This window comes from Veillonella sp. CHU110 (assembly GCF_003992255.1).
Classification (GTDB): Bacteria; Bacillota; Negativicutes; order Veillonellales; family Veillonellaceae; genus F0422.
The window spans coordinates 1-21,931 of the sequence record NZ_RQVA01000019.1; the positions used below are offsets into that span (position 1 = coordinate 1).

Below are 21,931 nucleotides of genomic sequence, written 5' to 3' on the forward strand. Positions count from 1 at the left end.
TTGTTCAATGCTGTTGGGCTTGTTGTGCCTGTTTTGTCTGCTGCTGGATTTGGATTTACCAAGGCAGTTTTCAATGGAGTAGTTGCTGGATTGATTGGTTCAATCTCAGTGCCATCTTCATCTACTAATTTACCAGCATCATTTGTTTTCACTGCTGGTTTACCTGCTTCACTAACTGGTTGACCTTGTTCGTTCACTTTGTAGAATTTGTCGCCCACTTTAGATACTGGTTTTCCATCCTCAGTTGTGTATGTCACAGGTAAGCCTGTTACGTTGAAGGATACATTACTTACAGTGCCTTCTGCATTTGTTGTAACAACTGCTGTTGTATTACCACCGTTCACAAAGTTTACTTTGTCGTATGGTTTTACGAAGTCTTTCGCAGTTCCATTTTCTTGTAAATTCCAACCTGCGTTTAATACGTCACCTACTGTGGCTACATTATGCACATTAACTTGATCAGCTGCAGTTCCTAACGTTGGCGCTGCCTGCTCTGTAGTTGGTGTATCAGTACCTGTTTTAGCGCCGACTAAGTTACCTTCTACATTTGTTAATTGTGTTGGACTTGTTGTTCCTGTTTTATCTGCTGCTGGATTTGGATTTACCAATGCATTTTTCAATGGAGTAGTTGCTGGGTTGATTGGTTCAATCTCAGTGCCATCTTCATCTACTAATTTGCCAGCATCATTTGTTTTCACTGCTGGTTTTCCTGCTTCACTAACTGGTTGACCTTGTTCGTTCACTTTGTAGAATTTGTCACCTACTTTAGACACCGGTTTTCCATCTTCAGTTGTGTAGGATACAGGCAATCCTGTTACGTTGAAAGATACATTACTTACAGTACCTTCCGCATTCGTTGTAACAACTGCTGTTGTATTGCCACCGTTCACAAAGTTTACTTTGTCATATGGTTTTACGAAGTCTTTCGCTGTTCCATTTTCTTGTAAATTCCAACCTGCATTTAATACGTCACCTACTGTCGCTACATTATGCACATTAACTTGATCAGCAGCAGTTCCTAACGTTAGCGCTGCCTGCTCTGTAGTTGGTGTATCAGTACCTGTTTTAGCACCAACTAAGTTACCTTCTACATTTGTTAATTGTGTTGGACTTGTTGTTCCTGTTTTATCTGCTGCTGGGTTTGGATTTACCAATGCATTTTTCAATGGAGTAGTTGCTGGGTTGATTGGTTCAATCTCAGCGCCATCTTCATCTACTAGTTTGCCAGCATCATTTGTTTTCACTGCTGGTTTACCTGCTTCACTGATAGGTTGACCTTGTTCGTTCACTTTATAGAATTTGTCACCCACTTTAGATACTGGTTTTCCATCTTCAGTTGTGTAGGATACAGGTAATCCTGTTACGTTGAAAGATACATTACTTACAGTACCTTCCGCATTCGTTGTAACAACTGCTGTTGTATTGCCACCGTTCACAAAGTTTACTTTGTCGTATGGTTTTACGAAGTCTTTCGCTGTTCCATTTTCTTGTAAATTCCAACCTGCGTTCAGCACATCACCTACTGTGGCTGCGTTATTTGGATTTACTTCATTAGCACCTTTACCCACTGTTGGCGCCGCCTGTTCTGTAGTTGGTGCATTTGTATCTTTTTTAGCACCTACTAAATTACTTGCTACGTTTGTTAATGCAGCTGGTGTTGTGGTGCCATCAGGACCATTTACAGAAGTGATTACCTCTGTGCCTGGAACAACTGCATCATTTGGACCTTCTCCATTTGGCGTTGTATGGTATGTAACAGAACCATTCTCAGCTTTCACTGGATATACTTTTGTACCATCTGCTTTTGTATATGCCACTGGAGAGCCAGAATCGCCAGACCCAGACATTGCTTTTTTATCTAATCCTACTGTGATTGTACGAACACCTGTAGCAGCATCTGTAGCACCAGAAACAATAGCACCATCTTTACCTACGAATTTCACTTCGTTTGCATTTTTTACTGTTTCAGAATACGCCGTATCAGTAGCTGTTCCATCTGCACCTGTTGTTTTATCGGCAGATACAATCCAGCCCATATTACGTAAGTCACCCACTGTGGCTACTGTGTCATCAGATACAGCATCATTTACCAGATTACGTAATGCATTTTTAACTGGTACTTTACCGTTAACATTGGGCGCATCAAAGTTAACTAAATTACTTGTTATATTATTCAATGCCGTTGGACTTGTTGTTCCTGTTTTGTCTGCTGCTGGATTTGGATTTACCAATGCATTTTTCAATGGAGTAGCCGCTGGATCGATTGGTTCGATTACATTGTTATCTGCATCCACCAATTTACCATCTTCATTTGTTCCCACTACTGGTTTACCTGCTGCACTGATAGGCTGACCTTTTTCATTTACTTTGTAGAATTTGTCACCCAATTTATACACTGGTGTTCCATCCTTAGTTGTATAGGATAATTTCGGAGTTCCAGTAATCTTTTCTACAAGACTATGGATTTGAGATCCATTAATAGCATCTGTAGAAGTGCTAGAGATTTCCCCAGCAGCGATATTTTTCAATTGACGTTCAAAACCAGGTTTACCAAAAGAAACTATATCTCCCTTATTGGTTTTGTCTCCACCTGCCCATTCATAGGTAATACCATTTATAGTAGTGGATGTTTGTTTTGTACCTTGTGAATCCTTATCTGCTACCGCACCACCACCAATAGCTACAGAATTGTCTAGGTCCGCCGTAGCACCTGTACCGATAGACACAGTGTTGACTTTCTTAGCTTTAGCTCCTGTACCCAAAGCTAATGAAATGTCCCCAGCCTCTGCCTTAACACCAATAGCAATAGCCGCTTCACCAGATCTAGTATCTGCATACTGACCTCCATCCGTATGAAGGTCTTTACCTGTTAATTTAGTATACGCTTTACCGATAGTATTCGTTTCCTCTTCCCCGTCAGGGTTTGTATACGTAATTTGTTTTCCAACAGCTTTATCTACATCATCATTACCAATGGCAATAGAAGAATTACCTTCTGAGATAGTATTCGCTCCAATCGCGATGGATTGGTCACCAAAAGCACGAGCCCCTTCATTGGCTGTAGCTCCGCTACCAATAGCTACTGATTGATTAACAAAGTGCCGACCAGCAATTTTATCAACACCCGCTGTAGCATGGGTACCAATGATTACATTTCGATTCCCTTCTTCAAGAGTTGCATCACCTACATGAACAGTGTGCGAACCAGCGTTGGTAATTCCGCCACCAATAGTAATCCCCCAAGTATTTACTGTCGACCCATTGTCTGATATAGTAGTACCATTAGTACTACCAATCAACACCGTTGCCTCTACTTGATTGACATTCATGACCGCTGGCGTTACCACCATAGCCATCGCCGCTGTAGCCATCACAATCGCCTTCGCTTTATTACGACCTACACGCTTAGCCAATTCTGACACGACTACATAACAGCCTTTTGTCTTATTCCAAATTACCTTGTATACGTGGTTCAAACCCATATAACTCTCCTTTTCTGTACCATCCGTACTATAAAACTGTAAACTACTATTCGTTTTTGATACTTATAGATTTCACTTAGATTATCTAATTGTAGAATTCTAGTTCATAACTACAAATAAACCTTTGGTATCCCAAAGGTGTGAATAAGTAAAAGCAATATTTATCCATGAACTAAGTATCCACAAAACGTAAAACCTTTGATTTCTAATCAATTTATTGCATCAATTTAGTTCTATATATTTCGATATCATTATAACTGAATTTCTATACATAATCAACCCTTTATTTGGAACCCCTTTAGAACTATTGATTCTATAGTCTTTACAGGATATTTATTCAGTTTCATTTACCTCTTCATATAATCTTCATTTATGAATATAAATTTGTAAAATTAGTTATATTATTCATTTATTTAAAATAATATAGCCTATATGTGCATTTTTATTCCCTTATAATTTTAGGTTTTTAAAGTATATTACTTATCAAATATTATTTTAACTGAAAATATAATTATTCAAAATGTTTATTTTTAATGCAGGTTATAAGCATAATTCCATTTATTTTTATCATAACCAAAGTACACTAACTTTAAAAAGATTCTTTTTACCTACATCACACAAATACAAGAAGAGTGTGGCATGTCTCAGAGTAAACCTTAATGTAACGTAAGTTTACGGTGGGATGTGCCACGCTCTTCCTACCCTCTGAGGAACACCATTACGAGTGGTAGCCTTTGTGGCGTTCCTTATTACCCAACTTATAGAAACACAAAAAGAGCACGGTGTGCCCCGAACAAACATTATGAAATACCGTTTGTGAGGGGTATGCCGTGCTCTTCCCTTTGTCCTATTTAGTTATGAACGCCACAAGACTACATAGCGTCACAAGTGACGACCTACATAGGAGAAATAAACTCCTATGCTTTTTCGATTAAACGTTTAAACAATTCAGCAATTTGCTCTTGTTGTTTTTCGTTTAATGCTTTTAGTTCTTCCAATTGATCTTTTTGGATTTTGTTTTGTGCTTCTAAGGCAGATACCTTATCTTGTAAAGTATATGCTGAGCTGATAGGTCCTTGACGGAATGTATCTTTCACAGCTGTTTCATCTGCACGAGCACCAAACTTCCAAGTCACACTAGCGTTCATCATCGTTTCATCACCATGACCATTATAGGAGGCCCCCATATGGAACATAGTAGATTCATTTTTGAAATGATTTACGCCCAATGCTAGCGCGCTAGAACCTTTATAATGTCCTAGACCTGCGGAAATTTGTGTTGGCTCCAATGGATCATACTGGATGGATTGCAAGCCCGCTAAGGCAGCTGCTTGTGCACCCATACGATTCATACGATTATTGATATTAATCGTTGTACCTCGTAATTGAGACACGTTAACTCCATCCGTATCTTTTGTACCTGGTGCCACGTTGTGAATTTGTTGCATACCGGCAGAGATACCTTCTGTCATAACTGGATTGCCATCTGGACCTGTGACAGGTTTACCATTTTTATCCAATACTGGTTTATCCATACCGAAGGAGATGACACGAGTGTTATCCACTACATTTGGCTTCAAGACTCCTACAGCTCCATCATACTTATCACCAGGTTTACCATCTTGGCCTACATATTTGTACTTGCCATCTGTATCTTTCATGACTGGCTTACCATCTTTGTCCAAGAAGGTAGGGTTACCATTCACATCACGAGCTACCGTGCTATTTGGAATAACTTTCAATCCTTCGTTAGTGTACTCTGTAGAGTTACCAGGATTTTTAACTACTTCTTTTTGCTTACCTGTAGCAGGGTCGATAACTGGCTTACCATCTTTATCGAATACCTTCTCCATTTTCACTACTTCTTTTTGTTTTCCAGTAGCAGGATCAATCACCGGTTTACCGTCTTTGTCCACTACTTTTTCCATTTCATCCGTAGTTGTGAAAGCAATTTTATCCCCAGATACATGGGATGTTTTATCTACACCAGTGTTAGGATCTTTCGCATTCAAGAGTAAATCTTTATTCGTTAAGGATGCTGTGTTTTCTCCGGATTTATCTGAAATATTAATTTCCTTAGGTCCCACCACAGTTTTGTTATCATCTTTATCTTTATACGTAGTTCCTGTTGCTGCAGACGTATTGGTATTACCGTTTGTATCTTTCAACACATTAGTTGTCGGAGTACTTGTATTCGTATTACCATCTTTATCTTTCAACTCAGATGTGCTTGCCGTAGATGTGTGAGTATTACCATTTGGATCTTTCAATGTATTTCCAGTTGCTGTATTGGTATTGATGTTGCCTGCTGCATCTTTGATTTCAGACTTATCTGCTGTAGTCGTCGTCGTGTTTCCAGCTTTGTCCACTAAGGTAATCGTATTCACGCCGATATTAGTAGCATTATTATCTTTATCTTTGATAGTAATTGTATCCCCTGCAATCGTTGTGGATTTACCATCTTTACCATTCACCCCGATAGTACCTTGGCCATCTTTGGCAGTCATAGAGATACCGTTTTTGCCATCCTTGCCATTGATACCAAATGCACCATTACCATCTTTACCAACAGTAGCAGATACAACATCTTTACCGTCAGCATTTTTCACGATCATAGCGCCATCTTTAGGTGGAATTACATCTGCCGGAGGTACTGCTTTTGCATTCTCCTTAGGTGTTACTGTCGTAGTTCCATCTGGATTTGTAACGATTGTTACATCGCCTTCTTTGTAGTATTGGTCTCCCACTTTCACAAGGTTGTTACCATTTTTATCAGTCGCTGTACCACCAGTTGTGACAGAGTCAATTTTTAGATCTCTGTTAATATCAACTTTCACATAGGTCGTTGCTTTCTTAGTACCGTCCTCGTTAAGAGCGTCTACAGTTACCATAGATACATTTGTGTTAGCACCATTTGCGAATTTCACATCGTCATTTGGATTTACCTTATCGTACACTTTTGCATCTTTACTGAAGTCTTTATCAGTAGAACCAATGCCTACATTCCAACCAGAATCTTGGATTGCATTCGCCACTGCATTACCAGTTACAACTCCTGCACCTGCATTCGTTACTTTGTCAGTATTAGGATCAACCTTCAATGGAGTGCCTGCTGGTTTACCGTTTTCATCTTTGTCGAATCCTATTGGTTTACCATCTTTATCTACTTTGTAGTAGTTATCACCAATCTTAACAGCATCAGTTTTGGAACCATCGCCATGAGTGATTGTTACTTTATTCGTAACTTCTCCTTCTTTGATACCTACTGTAATTTCACGAGTGCCGTCAGCCAATGTTTTACCAGTAACAGTCACACCTTGATCGCCTTTGAAGTCCACTACGTTAGCATTTTTCACCACATCTTTGTAGCCATTGCCATCTTTGGCAGATACAACCCAGCCCATATTTTGCAAGTCACCTACTGTAGCTGCTGCGTTTTTATTCACAGGAGCATCTTTTGTACCTTCCAAATCAACTAAGTTTGTTGGTGTTGTATTAGGTGTAGTTCCTGGTTCTGTACCTGTTGGTGTTGTATCTACAGTTTTTGTATTCAACGTGGAACCTACCCCTGTGATTTGTGTTGGTTTACCATCTTTAGATGTCACATTTAATGCGGAAGATGGTTGTGCATCCGTTGCGTTGTTTGTAGCTGGTTTTGCCGCTTCTGCTTTCATCGTTACTGGGCTTACTGGTGTCACAGGTGTTGTTGTTACATCCACTGGCGTTGCGCCTTGTTTAGGAACACCATTCTCCACATCAGCTGGTTTGTAATAGTTCTCGCCCACTTTCGTGTACGTATTACCTTTACCATCTGTGTATGTATTTGGGCTACCTACATTCAACGTGCCAGTATCCACAGTTTTGAAAGTCACATCATCTTTCGTAGCGTATGTAATTTTACCATGTTCATCCTGTTTCACAGTCAAGTTATTGCCTGCAACCATTTCCACAGTATTACCTGGTTTAATTAACTCGCCATCATTTTTACTACCTGTCGTTAACTTTTCCCCACCATCAGCGGATGTTTTTAAGTTAAAGCCAGAATTATTGATAGCTTCTGCTACGTTTTGTACAGTGGCTACTTTATTCAATCCTGCATCATCATGTGCTTTTTGAGCGTCATTCACAGGAGTTTGTTTCTCTGCTACTTGCGCTTTTTTATCTTCCACATCTTTTTGCAATGCTGGATCGTTAGGTTTCGCTGCCAGTGCAGTTTCCGCCGTTTTTAAAGCATCCTTCGCTGTCGCTAATTCTTTCACCGCTGCATCTAACGTATCTTTTAACTGTTTAGCCGTCGTAGGATCTACAGGTGTAGCAATAGCACCTGTTTCTTTCTGATTAGCATCTACAGCTGGTTTCATTTCACCTGTAGTTACTTTTACACCATCCTCATCAACAGTCACAGAGCCATTAGCTGCTTTCACGTTGAAAGTCACATCACTTGTGGTGTTACCCTCACGAGTTGTCACCACCGCTGTTGTGCCAAGGCCGTTGATAAAGTTTACGGTATCATAAGGTTTCACAAAGTCACGGGATTCCCCATTGTTTTGTAAATTCCAACCTGCATTTAATACGTCGGACACTGTGGCTGCATTGTTACCAATGTAGTTAGGATTTGCCGCACCGTCTGCTGTTTTAGGGTTAGACAATTTAGCAGCATCTTCTGCTGTTAATGGTGCTTTGTTGATGTTTTCTACATCGCCGGCTTTTTCTGTACCATCAGGATTTGTAATTGTTTTGGATCCATCATTTACATTTGGAATGTTGTTTTTCACATTTTTCAATGTAGTTGGGCTTGTTGTACCTTCTGGTCCATTGATAGATGTAACCACATCTCCTTTTGGAACTTCTGCGCCAGATCCATCTGGATGTTCAAAGAATTTAAGTTCTTCTTTTCCAGTATCTGGATTTGTAACCATCTTAGGATATACCTTAGTACCATCTGCTTTTGTGTAATTAACAGGTGTAACTGAATTATTCGTAGATACTTGGTCATCTACTTTTACAGTAATTGTACGTACACCTTTGTCATCTGTTTTACCAGATACGATCGCAGTACCTTCGCCTACAAATTTCACTTCGTTTGCATTTTTCACTGTGTCTGTATAGGCCTTGTCTGTTTCACCTGTTGTTTTGTCAGAAGATACAATCCAACCCATGTTACGTAGATCACCTACAGTTGCTACTGTATTGTCGCTGACATTTGGTTGACCATTTTCTGGTTTAGACAAGTCTACTAAGTTATTACGAACTGGTGCTTTACCATTCACATCTGGATCACTGTAATTTGCTAATTTGCTAGTTACATTATCCAAAGTTGTTGGGCTTGTTGTGCCAGTTTTGTTAGCTTCCGGTGCTGGGTTAACTAAGGATGTTTTCAATGGATTTGCCGCTGTATCAATTGCGTTGATTACATTGCCATTACCATCGATAGGTTCTCCATTGTTGTTCACTTTCGTGCTTGGGTTACCTTGTTCATCGATTGGTTGACCTTTGTCATTTACTTTGTAGTATTTGTCTCCAATTTTGGATACTGGTGTTCCATCTGCTGTAGTGTATGTCACAGGTAATCCTGTTACATTGTATGTCACATTGCTTGTGGTTCCATCTTCAGATGTTGTTACCACGGCTGTCGTGTTCACACCGTTTACAAAGTTCACAGTATCGAATGGTTTTACAAAGTCACGGGCTGCTCCATTGTTTTGTAAATTCCAACCTGCGTTCAATACGTCAGATACCGTCGCTGCATTGTTGCCTACGAAGTTAGGATTTGCTTTTCCATCTTTCATAGGTTTTAACAAGTCTGCTGCATCTTTGGCTGTCATTGGAGCTTTGTTGATGTTTTCCACATTTCCTGCATCTGGTTTTACTTTCCCATCTGCGTCAGTAATCGTTTTATTTTCATCGTTTACTGCTGGAATGTTGTTTTTCACATTGCTCAAGGATGCTGGACGAGTATTGCCTTGATCATCTTTAGGACCATTGATAGATGTATTTACATCACCATTAGAAATAACTTTATCGTCCGGACCTTTTCCATCTGGAGTTGTATGGTATGTAACATTTCCTTTGTCATCCTTAATTGGATATACAGTCTTACCATCTTTATCTGTGTACACCACAGGTGTTACAGAGTTATTCGTGGATACTTGGTCATCTACTTTCACAGTGATGGTACGAACACCTTTGTCATCTGTTTTACCAGTCACAATAGCTGTACCTTCGCCTACGAATTTCACTTCGTTAGTATTACGTACTTGATCAGAGTAGCTATTACCTTGTGCAGATACTACCCAACCCATATTTTGTAAATCGCCGATAGTAGCAACGTTATTAGGGTTAGAGTTACTGAAGTCTACAAGACCCGCTTTATTATTAATCGCATTATCTTGTGGTTTTGCTGTAGGTGTAGGTGTGCCATTCGGTTGTAAGTCCGATGGTTTATACCATTTACCATCTTTTGCTTGTACTAATGGTTCACCCGCTGCATTTTTAGGTGCCAATGGATTTTCCACTGCCGTAGCCCCTGCTTCTGGAGTACCTTTATCGCTTACTTTATCTGCTGGATACCATTTACCATCGTTAGCTAATATCAATGGATTTTTCGCATCTGCTGTCGCATTTGTACCCTCTTTCAAGGATCCATCTGCATTCACTTTGCTTGGTTCATAGTATTTACCATTGTTCGCTTTTACATAGTCTTTACCATCTGCATCCACAGCGTTGAAAGTATTCGCACCGTTTGCAACATTACCTAATTGGTTAGGAGTGCTTACATTGTTACCTGGCTCATTTGTTGTGTTATCCACATTTGGATTTACCAAGTTTGTATTCACTGTTGTTGGTGTTGCACCAGTATTTGGTGTAATGGTTGGTGTTCCGTTTGCATCTGTCGGTGGAGTTACCGTTACATTTTCACGTGGATACAATTTACCATCGTTCGCACGTACATAACCATTTGTTGGTTCACCTTTATCGTTTCTTGCGATGTCTGGTGTGCCATCTGGATTTGCACGGTAGAACGCATCGCCTACTTTTACCACTGGTACTTGTTTACCTGTTGTTGGATCTGTGATTGTGTTGGATACAGGAAGGCCAGTTACATTCACTTGTACATGAGATGTTAAGTTGTCATCTGTTGTTACCGTTACTGTTGTGTTACCACCATTACGGAAGTTCACAGTATCATATGGTTTTACGAAATCTTTCGCAGTGCCATTGTTTTGTAAGTTCCAACCTGCATTCAATACATCAGATACGGTAGCTGCATTGTTGCCAATATACTTAGGATTTGTTTGTCCTTCTTTTGTTTTCGGATTTGCCAATGCTGCAGCTTCTTCTGCTGTTAATGGTGCCTTATTAATGTTTGTTACATCGCCGGCTGTTTCATTTCCATCTGTATCAGTAATTGTTTTAGAACCATCATTTACATTTGGAATGTTGTTCTTCACATTATTCAAGGATGTCGGACTATTTGTTCCTTTTGGTCCGTTAATTGTTGTTTTTACTGGACCTGTTACTTCCTCTCCTTTTCCATCCGGTTTTGTATTGAAGATTTGGTTACCATCTGGACCTACTTTACCAGTTGGATATACTTGTTTGCCATCTTTATCTGTGTACACCACAGGTGTTACCGCATTGTTCGTAGACGTTTGGTCATCTACTTTTACAGTGATAGTACGAACGTCACCTTCTGTTTTGCCAGATACGATCGCTGTACCTTCGCCTACGAATTTCACTTCGTTTGCATTTTTCACTGTTGCAGAGTATTCATCAGCAGTGACTGCACCATTTTCACCTGTAGTTTTGTTAGAAGATACAATCCAACCCATGTTGCGTAGATCACCTACAGTTGCCACTGTGTTGTCGCTTACATTCGGTTGACCATTTTCTGGCTTAGACAAGTTTACTAAACTATTACGAACTGGGTCTTTACCATTTACTGGAGCATCCTTGTAATTTTCCAATTTGCTAGTTACATTATCCAAAGTTGTTGGACTTGTTGTACCAGTTTTATTAGTTTCCGGTGTTGGGTTTACCAAGGATGTTTTTAATGGATTATTGGTAATGTTGACTTCAGAAATTGGTTGTCCATCTTCACCTACTGGTACACCTTTTTCATTAATTTTTGTAGCCGGTTTACCATTGGCATCCACTGGTTGACCTTGTTCGTTAACTTTGTAGTATTTATCTCCAATTTTGGATACTGGGTTACCATCTTTGTCAGTATATGTGATAGGCAAGCCTGTTACGTTGTACGTTACATTGCTTGTTTTACCATCTACTGTAGATACTACTGCTGTTGTATGTAAACCATTTACAAAGTTCACAGTATCATATGGTTTTACAAAGTCTACAGCTGTACCATTACCTTGTAAATTCCATCCTGCATTCAATACGTCACCAACGGTAGCGGCATTGTTAGGATTTACATAAGCATCGCCTGCTTTATTCGTTGTATTTGGTGCTGCTTTAGATGTAGTCGCATTACTTGGATCTGTCGCTGTATTTGTAGTGTCGCTATTTTTAGTATCAGGAAGGTTAGATTTCACATTAGACAATGTTGTTGGATTTGTTGTGCCCTCTGGACCATTCACAGATGTAATGACTTGATTTGATGGAACTTCATCACCACTACCATCTGCTTTGGTATTAAAGATTGGGTGTCCTTGTTTATCTTTTTTATTCGTAGGATATACCTGTGTACCATCTTCTTTTGTGTACACCACAGGTGTTACCGCATTGTTCGTAGACGTTTGGTCATCTACTTTGACAGTGATGGTACGAACATCATTTTCTGTTTTACCAGATACGATAGCTGTACCTTCGCCTACGAATTTCACTTCATTTGCATTTTTCACTGTTGCGGAGTACTCATCAGTAGTAACTGTACCATCTGCTCCTGTAGTTTTGTTAGAAGATACAATCCACCCCATGTTACGCAAATCACCTACTGTAGCGGCTGTGTTATCGCTTACTTTTGGTGCATCTCCATTTGTTGGTTTGGATAAATCTACTAAGCCACGGTTTTTATCCGTTGTTCCTGGTACATCAGCATTGTTTACTTGATCACCATATTTGTCCAAGCCAGATGTTACATTGCCTAATTGTGTAGCTGTTGTTGTATTAGGTTTATCTCCTGCTGGTGTTGGATTAACTAACGCAGTTTTTAATGGTTTTGTTGTATCAACTGGTTCAATTACATTGTTATTTTCATCAACCAATTTACCATCATTATTTTTGCCTACTGCTGGTTTGCCTGCATCACTGATAGGTTGACCTTTATCGTTAACTTTGTAGTATTTATCTCCTACTTTAGATACTGGTGCACCATCTTCTGTTGTGTATGTCACAGGTAATCCTGTTACGTTGAAAGTCACATCGCTTACAGTACCTTCTGCATTCGTTGTCACTACCGCTGTTGTATTACCACCGTTCACGAAGTTTACAGTGTCGTATGGTTTTACGAAGTCTTTCGCAGTGCCATTGTTTTGTAAGTTCCAACCTGCTTGTAATACATCACCTACGGTTGCTGCATTGTTTTTATTGACTTGGTTAGCTTCTGTTCCCAATGTTGGTGCTGTTGCACTAGTCGTTGGTTCTGTACTGTTCGGTTTAGCACCTTGTAAGTTGCCTGCTACATTTGTGATCGGGTTACCACCGTTATTTAAACCATTTTGGTTCAATGTCACTGTGTTTTCAGGTGTACCTGCTGTTGGATCTGCTGGTTTTGTAATCGTGATTCCTTCTGGAGTGATGTTTACTTTATTGTTCTTACCATCTTTGAACTCAGCACTTGTTAAACCAGTTAATTCTGTTTTCAAAGAATAGATAAAGTTTTTACCCTCTTGTTTGATCGATAAATTATCGCCAGCTTTGAAAGTTACTGTATTACCAGCTTTGATTAACTCCTCAGTAGCACCAGCACCAATCATAGTACCCGTGCCATCTGTGCCCGCTGTCGCTTTCCAGCCCATTTCTGTTAAGGCTTTTACTAAATTATCAGCAGTCACTAATTTACCATCATCTGTATTAGCTGTTGGCACTCCATCTTTACCAGTAGTAATCGTAGCTGTTTTTGGAGTTAATGTAATCGTGTCGCCTTTTGCCGCTACATCTAACAATGTGCCATCGCTAGATTTAACAGTAAATTTAATACCACCTTTTTTATCTAGTTCTTGTTCATCTGTTTCTGTAGCAGCACTTGTTCCGTTCTGACCAGCTAATTTAATCTTATTTTTAGCTACTGCATGGAATTGACTACCGTTAATAGCATCTTTAGAATCCGCAGAGATGTCACCATCTTGTACATTCGTAATTTTTACTGGCGTTGTGTTATCAGAACCAGATACTTTAATATCTCCTGCGTCAGTTTTACTGAATTTAGGGCCTTGATCTCCACCGACTTGTACAGTTGTAAACGTTACATTGTCTTTTGTAGCAAATGTAAATTTGCCTGCATCTTGTGTAATCTTGATGTTTTTATCTGCTTCAAATGTAACTTTATCGCCTGCTTTTACAAGTTGGTTAGTTGCAGCTGCGCCTAATTCGCCAGCTTCTGTTTTAGCAGATGTAGCTGTCCATGCTGCATTATTGATAGCACTCACAACATTACCTACAGTAGCGAGTTTCGTATCATCATCTGTATTCGGTGCTACTGTTCCAGGTTTATCCCCTGTTGTCACATTGTTGATCGTACCTGTGTTAACTTTTACGCCAGCTGCATCTACAACTAATGAGGAATCTGCTGGTTTTACTGTAATTTGGTTAGCATCATTTTTCGCTAATCCATTACCTAAGTTAACGTTGTACTTAACAGTAGATGTTTTACCATCTGTGCTTTCTACAGTAGCTGTTGTACCTTCACCATTGATGAAGTTCACAGTGTCATAGGCTTTTACAAAATCTACAGCTGCACTATTGCCTTGTAAGTTCCAGCCTGCATTCAATACGTCGGATACTGTAGCGGCATTGTTTGGATTTACATAAGTATCGCCAGTTGTATTCGTTGTATTTGGCGCTGCTTGTACTTTAGTAGCATTGCTTGGCGCATCTGCTGTATTTGCAGTATCGCTATTTTTAGTGTCAGGAAGATTAGATTTCACATTAGTTAATGTAGACGGAGTTTTTGTGCCTTTTGGTCCATTCACAGATGTGATTACATTGCTTCCATCCACTGTTTCATCATTTTGACCTTTTCCTTCTGGAGTTGTGTGGTAAGTAGTACCATTCGGGCCTTCTACAGGATATACTTTCGTACCATCTGTTTTTGTATACGTTACTGCATTGATAGCTGTCTTAGATTCCACATCAACAGTGATTGTACGTACTCCATTTTCTGTTTTACCAGATACTGTAGCTAGACCTGTACCAACAAATTTCACTTCATCAGCATTTTTTACCGTTTCAGAATATGGATTGCCCAAATCACCAGTTGTTTTATTAGAAGATACAACCCATCCCATATTACGTAAATCGCCTACTGTAGCTACATTCGTATTAGGTACCGCATTGTTATCGAATTTACGCAATTCATTTCGAACTGGTGCTTTACCATTTACAACAGGATCACTATAGTTAACTAGATTACTTGTTACATTCGTAATCGGGTTACCACCGTTATTTAAACCATTTTGGTTCAATGTCACTGTGTTTTCAGGTGTACCTGCTGTTGGATCTGCTGGTTTTGTAATCGTGATTCCTTCTGGAGTGATGTTTACTTTATTGTTCTTACCATCTTTGAACTCAGCACTTGTTAAACCAGTTAATTCTGTTTTCAAAGAATAGATAAAGTTTTTACCCTCTTGTTTGATCGATAAATTATCGCCAGCTTTGAAAGTTACTGTATTACCAGCTTTGATTAACTCCTCAGTAGCACCAGCACCAATCATAGTACCCGTGCCATCTGTGCCCGCTGTCGCTTTCCAGCCCATTTCTGTTAAGGCTTTTACTAAATTATCAGCAGTCACTAATTTACCATCATCTGTATTAGCTGTTGGCACTCCATCTTTACCAGTAGTAATCGTAGCTGTTTTTGGAGTTAATGTAATCGTGTCGCCTTTTGCCGCTACATCTAACAATGTGCCATCGCTAGATTTAACAGTAAATTTAATACCACCTTTTTTATCTAGTTCTTGTTCATCTGTTTCTGTAGCAGCACTTGTTCCGTTCTGACCTGCTAATTTAATCTTATTTTTAGCTACTGCATGGAATTGACTACCGTTAATAGCATCTTTAGAATCCGCAGAGATGTCACCATCTTGTACATTCGTAATTTTTACAGGCGTTGTGTTATCAGAACCAGATACTTTAATATCTCCTGCGTCAGTGTTACTGAATTTAGGTCCTTGATCTCCACCGACTTGTACAGTTGTAAACGTTACATTGTCTTTTGTAGCAAATGTAAATTTGCCTGCATCTTGTGTAATCTTGATGTTTTTATCTGCTTCAAATGTTACTTTATCACCAGCTTTTACAAGTTGGTTAGTTGCTGTTGCACCTAATTCACCTGCGCTTGTCGCTGCAGATGTAGCTGTCCATGCAGCATTGTTAATTGCCTCTACAACATTACTTACTGTAGCAATTTTATTTTCATCACCTGTTTTTGCTACAACAGTTCCTGCTGTATTACCTTCTGTAACCTTGTTAATCGTACCAGTGTTAACTGTTAAGCCAGTATCCCCTGTCTTAATCGTAGTATTGTCAGTTTTTACTTTTAAACCATCATCAGTTACTTCTAAAGACTTATCTGCTTTTTTTACGGCAACACCAGCATCAGACACTTCTAAAGACTTATCTCCTGCTTTTACAGTAATTTTGTTATCTTTATTTTTTTCTAAACCATCACCAGTGTTTACACTATATTTCACAGTAGATGTTGTACCATCAGTTCCTACAGCCACTGAAGTTCCATCACCATCCATGAAATTCACAGTGTCATATGGTTTCACAAAGTCTTTCGCTACGCCTTTTTCTTGTAAGTTCCAACCAGCGTTCAATACATCACCTACAGTGGCTGCATTGTTTTTGTTTACTTGATCAGTTCCTGTTCCCAATGATGGGGCTGTTGCGTTAGTTGTTGGTGCGTCTGTACCCGCTTTAGCACCTTGTAAGTTGCCCGCTACATTTGTAATTGGATTACCACCATTATTTAACCCATTTTGGTTCAATGTAACAGTGTCTGCATCAGTAGCATTAGGCTTTTTAAAAGAAACTCCATTTGGTGTAATCTTCACCGTATTATCATTACCATCTTTGAATTCAGCACTTGTTAAGCCAGTTAAGTCTGTTTTTAAGGAATAGATAAAGTTTTTACCATCCTGTTTAATTGATAAATTATCGCCGGCTTTGAAAGTCACTGTATTACCAGCTTTGATTAGCTCTTCAGCAGCGCCAGTACCAATCATAGTACCCGTACCATCTGTGCCTGCTGTCGCTTTCCAGCCCATTTCTGTTAAGGCATTGACTACTTCATCCGCAGTCACTAATTTACCATTTGTCGTAGTTGCCGTTGGCACACCACCTGTTGTTGTAATGGTACCAGTTTTTGGAGTTAATGTGATTGTACTGCCGGCTGCTTCTACATGTAACAAGCTTCCATCGCTAGATTTAACAGTAAACTTAATAGGATCTTGTTGAGTTAGAGTTTGTGGTTCTGTTTCGCCAGCTACCTCGCTTCCATTTTGACCAGCTAATTTAATTGCTTTATTCACTAGTTTATGGATTTGGCTACCGTTGATGGCATCTTTAGAGTTGTCGGAGATAGTTCCATCTGCTACATTTGTAATTTTTACCGGTTTTGTATCATCTTTATCGGATACCTTAATATTTCCATCAGCTGTTGCAGAGAATTTCGGACCCTCACTGTTACCTATTTGCACAGTGCTGAAAGAAGGATTCTCTACCGTAGCGAAAATAATTTTACCATTTGTGTTATGTGTTACATCTAGGTTTTTACCAGCAATCATTTCTATAGTATTGCCGGCTTTAATGGATTCACCCGTTGCAGTTACAGTACTACCTGTATTTCTTGTACCTCCTGTAATAGCACTTGCTTTCAATGTGAAAGCCGCACTATTCACAGCATCTACTACAGAATCTACGGTAGCAATTTTGCCAGTATCTCCATTTGTTACTTTCATAGTGCCAGGGGTAGTACCAGCTTCGATACCACCAGTAACAACTTTTAATCCACTATCTCCTGTAGTAATCGTTGTGTTATCAGTTTTTGCCTTTAAACCAGCCGTTGTTACTTCTAACGATTTATCTGCTGGTTTTACAGTAATTTTGTTATCTGTAGTTTTTTCTAAACCATTACCAAGATTTACGCTATATTTTACAGTAGATGTTCTACCATCATTTGTAGTTGCTACAGCCACTGAAGTTCCATCACCATCGATGAAATTCACAGTATCATATGGTTTCACGAAGTCTTTCGCTACACCTTTTTCTTGTAAGTTCCAACCAGCGTTCAATACATCGCCTACAGTGGCTGCATTGTTTTTATTTACTTCGTCAGCCCCTGCTCCCAATGTTGGTGCTGTTGCGTTAGTTGTTGGTGCGTCTGTACCTGCTTTAGCACCTTGTAAGTTGCCTGCTACATTCGTAATCGGGTTACCACCGTTATTTAAACCATTTTGGTTTAATGTCACTGTGTTTTCAGTTGTGCCTGCTGGTTTTGTAATGGTAATACCAGTTGGAGTAATTTTTACTTTATTATCTCCATCTTTAAACTCAGCGCTTGTTAAACCAGTTAATGCTGGGTTCAAAGAGTAGATAAAGTTTTTACCATCTTGTTTAATCGCTAAATTATCGCCAGCTTTGAAAGTTACTGTATCACCAGCTTTGATTAACTTTTCAGTAGGTTCATCACCAATAATTTTACCCGTGCCATCTGTGCCTGCTGTCGCTTTCCAGCCCAGGTCTTTTAAAGCATTGACTACTTCATCAACAGTCACTAATTTACCATTTGTCGTAACTGCAGTTGGTACACCACCTGTTGTTGTAATGGTACCAGTTTTTGGAGTGATTGTAATCGTATCACCGTTTGCATCTGCCGTTATATCTAACAACTTACCATCACTAGATTTAACAGTAAATTTAATTCCGTCTTTTTTATCTAGCTCTTGTCCAGCTGTTTCTGTAGCAGTATCTGTTCCATTTTGACCAGCTAATTTAATAGTATTCTTAGCTACTGCGTGGAATTGACTGCCATTAATAGCATCTTTGGATGTTTTACTGATATCACCGTCTTTTACATTCGTAATTTTTACCGGGTTTGTACCATCTTTATCAGATACGCTAATATTTCCACCAGCGGTTGCAGAGAATTTCGGGCCATCATCACCTATTTGCACAGTGTTGAAAGAAGGGTTCTCTACTGTAGCGAATGTGATTTTACCGTTTTTATTATGTTTTACCTCTAGGTTTTTGCCAGCGATCATTTCTATAGTGTTGCCAGCTTTAATGAGCTCACCCGTTGCTTTTGCAGTACTATTTGCATTTAGTGTACCACCATCAGCACTTGCTTTCAATGTGAAAGCAGCATTATTCACAGCCTTTACTACAGAATCTACGGTAGCAATTTTACCAGCGTCTCCATCTGTTACTTTCACTGTACCAAGATTAGTACCAGTTGTAACAGGTTCGATTTCACCAGTGACAACTGTTAATCCACTATCTTCTGTAGTAATCGTAGTGCCATCTGTTTTAACTTTGACACCATTTTTATTTACTTCTAACGATTTATCTGCTGGTTTTACTGTGATTTTGTTATCTTTAGTTTTATCTAAACCATTACCTAAGTTAACATTGTATTTCACAGTAGATGTTGTGTTATCTGTGTCTACCACAGCTGTTGTGCCATTGCCATCCTCAAAGTTCACAGTATCATATGGTTTTACGAAATCTCTTTCTTCACTGTTATTTTGTAAGTTCCAGCCAGCTTGTAATACATCGCCCACTGTGGCTGCATTGTTTTTAATAGTACTTGCATTATTAGGTGCTGTTGCATTAGTCGTTGGTTCTGCACTATTTGGTTTAGCACCTTCTAGGTTGCCCGCTACATTGGCAATAACATTGCCACCATTATTTAAGCCATTTTTTGTTACAGATACTGGTTTTTTACCATTAGCAACAGGTGTGATTGTTACACCGTCACCATTAATCGTTGTTACATCACCTGCAGTATTTTTGAACTCAGCACTTGTTAAGCCTGCGAGTTCTTTTGACAACCTAAAGCGAATACTACTTGTATTCTCATACGTTACACCAATATTATTATCAGATAATTTTTCTTTATCTGCGCCACCTAGTAAGTTCAAACGACTATCTGCCATACTTTTAGCAACTACTTTTTTCTTAAGGGCATCCGCACTCTTTTGCGCTGCTTCTACCCCTTCAATTTTACCCGCTGTAGAATCATCAGCTCCGTAAAAATACACAGGATCGGCTGTCAAATGTTTCAATACACCATAGAACTGGGAACCATTGATGGCATCTGTAGAGTTTTCCGAAACATTGCCTGCTGCCACGTGTTTCAATTGACGTTCATAGTCTGCCTTACCGAAGGACACCACGTCACCAGCAAGGGTATTTTTCCCACCTGCCCAGGTAAACTTAAGATCATTGATTGTTGCATCTACTTCTTTTGTGCCTGGTGCTTCCGTAGTGGCACCACCACCGATAGCTACGGCATTATCTCGAGTTGCTGTGGCACCTGAACCGATAGCTACAGCATTGACACGATCAGCATTAGCTCCCGTACCCAACGCTAATGAAATATCGCCCGCCACAGCTTTTACACCGATTGCTACTGCAGCCTCCTTTGACGTAGTATCTTGATATACTTTCGGTCCCAAACTTTGACCTGTCAATGCTTTATATGCCTTACCAATCGACTCCGTTTTCCTATTCCCTTCCAAGTCTGTATAGGTAGTTTCGATTTCATCTGTTTTATCCACATCATCATTACCGATAGCAATAGAGGAGTTACCTCTTGCAATCGTGTTTGAGCCAATGGCGATAGACTGATCTCCATACGCACGAGCGCCTTCACCAGCCTTACGCCCTGACCCAATCGCTACAGATTGATTAAAGGCACCATCTTTCGGTGGATTACCAGCAGAATCGTGATCATCGTAACCAGCCGAGGCATTTGTACCGATAACTACATTTCTACTACCCACACTACCACTGTAATCACCAATATGAACAGATTCGTCACCAGCTTTGGTAATAGCATCACCAATAGTAATCCCATTAGAAGATACTGTCGACTTATTTGCTGATATAGTAGTACCATCAGCCGCACCAATCAGCACCGTCGCCTCTACTCGATCTACATTCATAACCGCCGGTGCCACAGCCACAGCCATGGACATCGCCGCCGTAGACATAACAATCGCTTTTGCCTTGTTGCGACCTACACGCTTTGCCATCTCTGATACGACTACATAGCAGCCCTTTGTCTTACTCCAAATTACTTTATATATACGGTTCAATCCCATAAATTCTTCCTCCTTCAGTACTCCCTGTACTCCCTGTACTGTCTATACAACATGTAAACTCTACAACACTCCTCTATAGGATACTATTTGCATTAGGTTCACTTATATCACGATGTAGCATACTGTAATAAAACTACAAATAAACCTTCGGTTCCCCCAAGGTTTTAACGTGAAAAGCAATCTATTCGTGAACTATGTATCTCTTCTACCATTCGTGGATAGTCTGTATTACAAAATATATTGCATCAACCAAGTTCAACTTATTTCGATATTATTATATATGAATTTCTATACAATAGCAAGTATAATTCGGGAAATATCCTTATATATATTGACTTTACGATATTTATCGATATCTTTTTACACACTATTTCCACTTCATTTTTCTTTCATTTTTGGTTATAAATTCATATTTATATTGATTTTTATTCATTATATAGGTGTTTGATGAGAGTTTATGAATTTTTATTCTCCTATATTTTTAAATGGCATTACCTATATCACATTCACACACTTCTTACCCCCCCCCTTTTTATTCAAAATGTTTATTTTAATACAAAAACATATACTATTTATTTATGAATTTTAGCCTTATTTTTCTATGATACTCATCATGAATTAGAAATTATATATTTCTTTTTTCCCAACACAAAATCTCCAAAACGTAAATATACCTATGATACTTCAGAGCTCCTTTGTCCTGCACCTATAACCTATACTATAATTAAGACAACAAAGAAGTTTGCAGATGATACCGCCACAAGCTCCCTGATAATCAGTTCAAGATAGCATAGTCGTGCTCTTTCCTTCCTCTGAGGAACGCCGTTACGAGTAGTAGCCTTTGTGGCGTTCCTTTCTACCTAAATCAAGCAACCCCAAGAAGAGCGTGGTATATCCCAGAGTAAACCTCAGTGTAACGTAAGTTTACGGCGGGATGTGCCA

At 39.4% G+C, this 21,931-nt stretch carries 2 protein-coding genes; both read right to left on the minus strand.

The window, feature by feature from the left end; genetic code table 11:
* Positions 1-3,482: ESPR-type extended signal peptide-containing protein (locus EO122_RS07445; protein ID WP_164725992.1), on the minus strand; the 3,482-nt coding region annotated here is incomplete at its 3' end.
* 917 nt (positions 3,483-4,399) lie between these two features.
* Positions 4,400-20,989 carry an ESPR-type extended signal peptide-containing protein gene (locus EO122_RS07450; protein WP_127010032.1) on the minus strand — a complete coding sequence of 5,530 codons (16,590 nt, stop codon included), beginning with the start codon at positions 20,987-20,989 and terminating at the stop codon, positions 4,400-4,402.
* Positions 20,990-21,931: the final 942 nt, after the last annotated feature.

What these genes read in the sequence shown, in the direction of transcription:
- EO122_RS07450 (WP_127010032.1), bottom strand. Translation starts at nt 20,989, where the DNA reads ATGGGATTGAACCGTATATATAAAGTAATTTGGAGTAAGACAAAGGGC.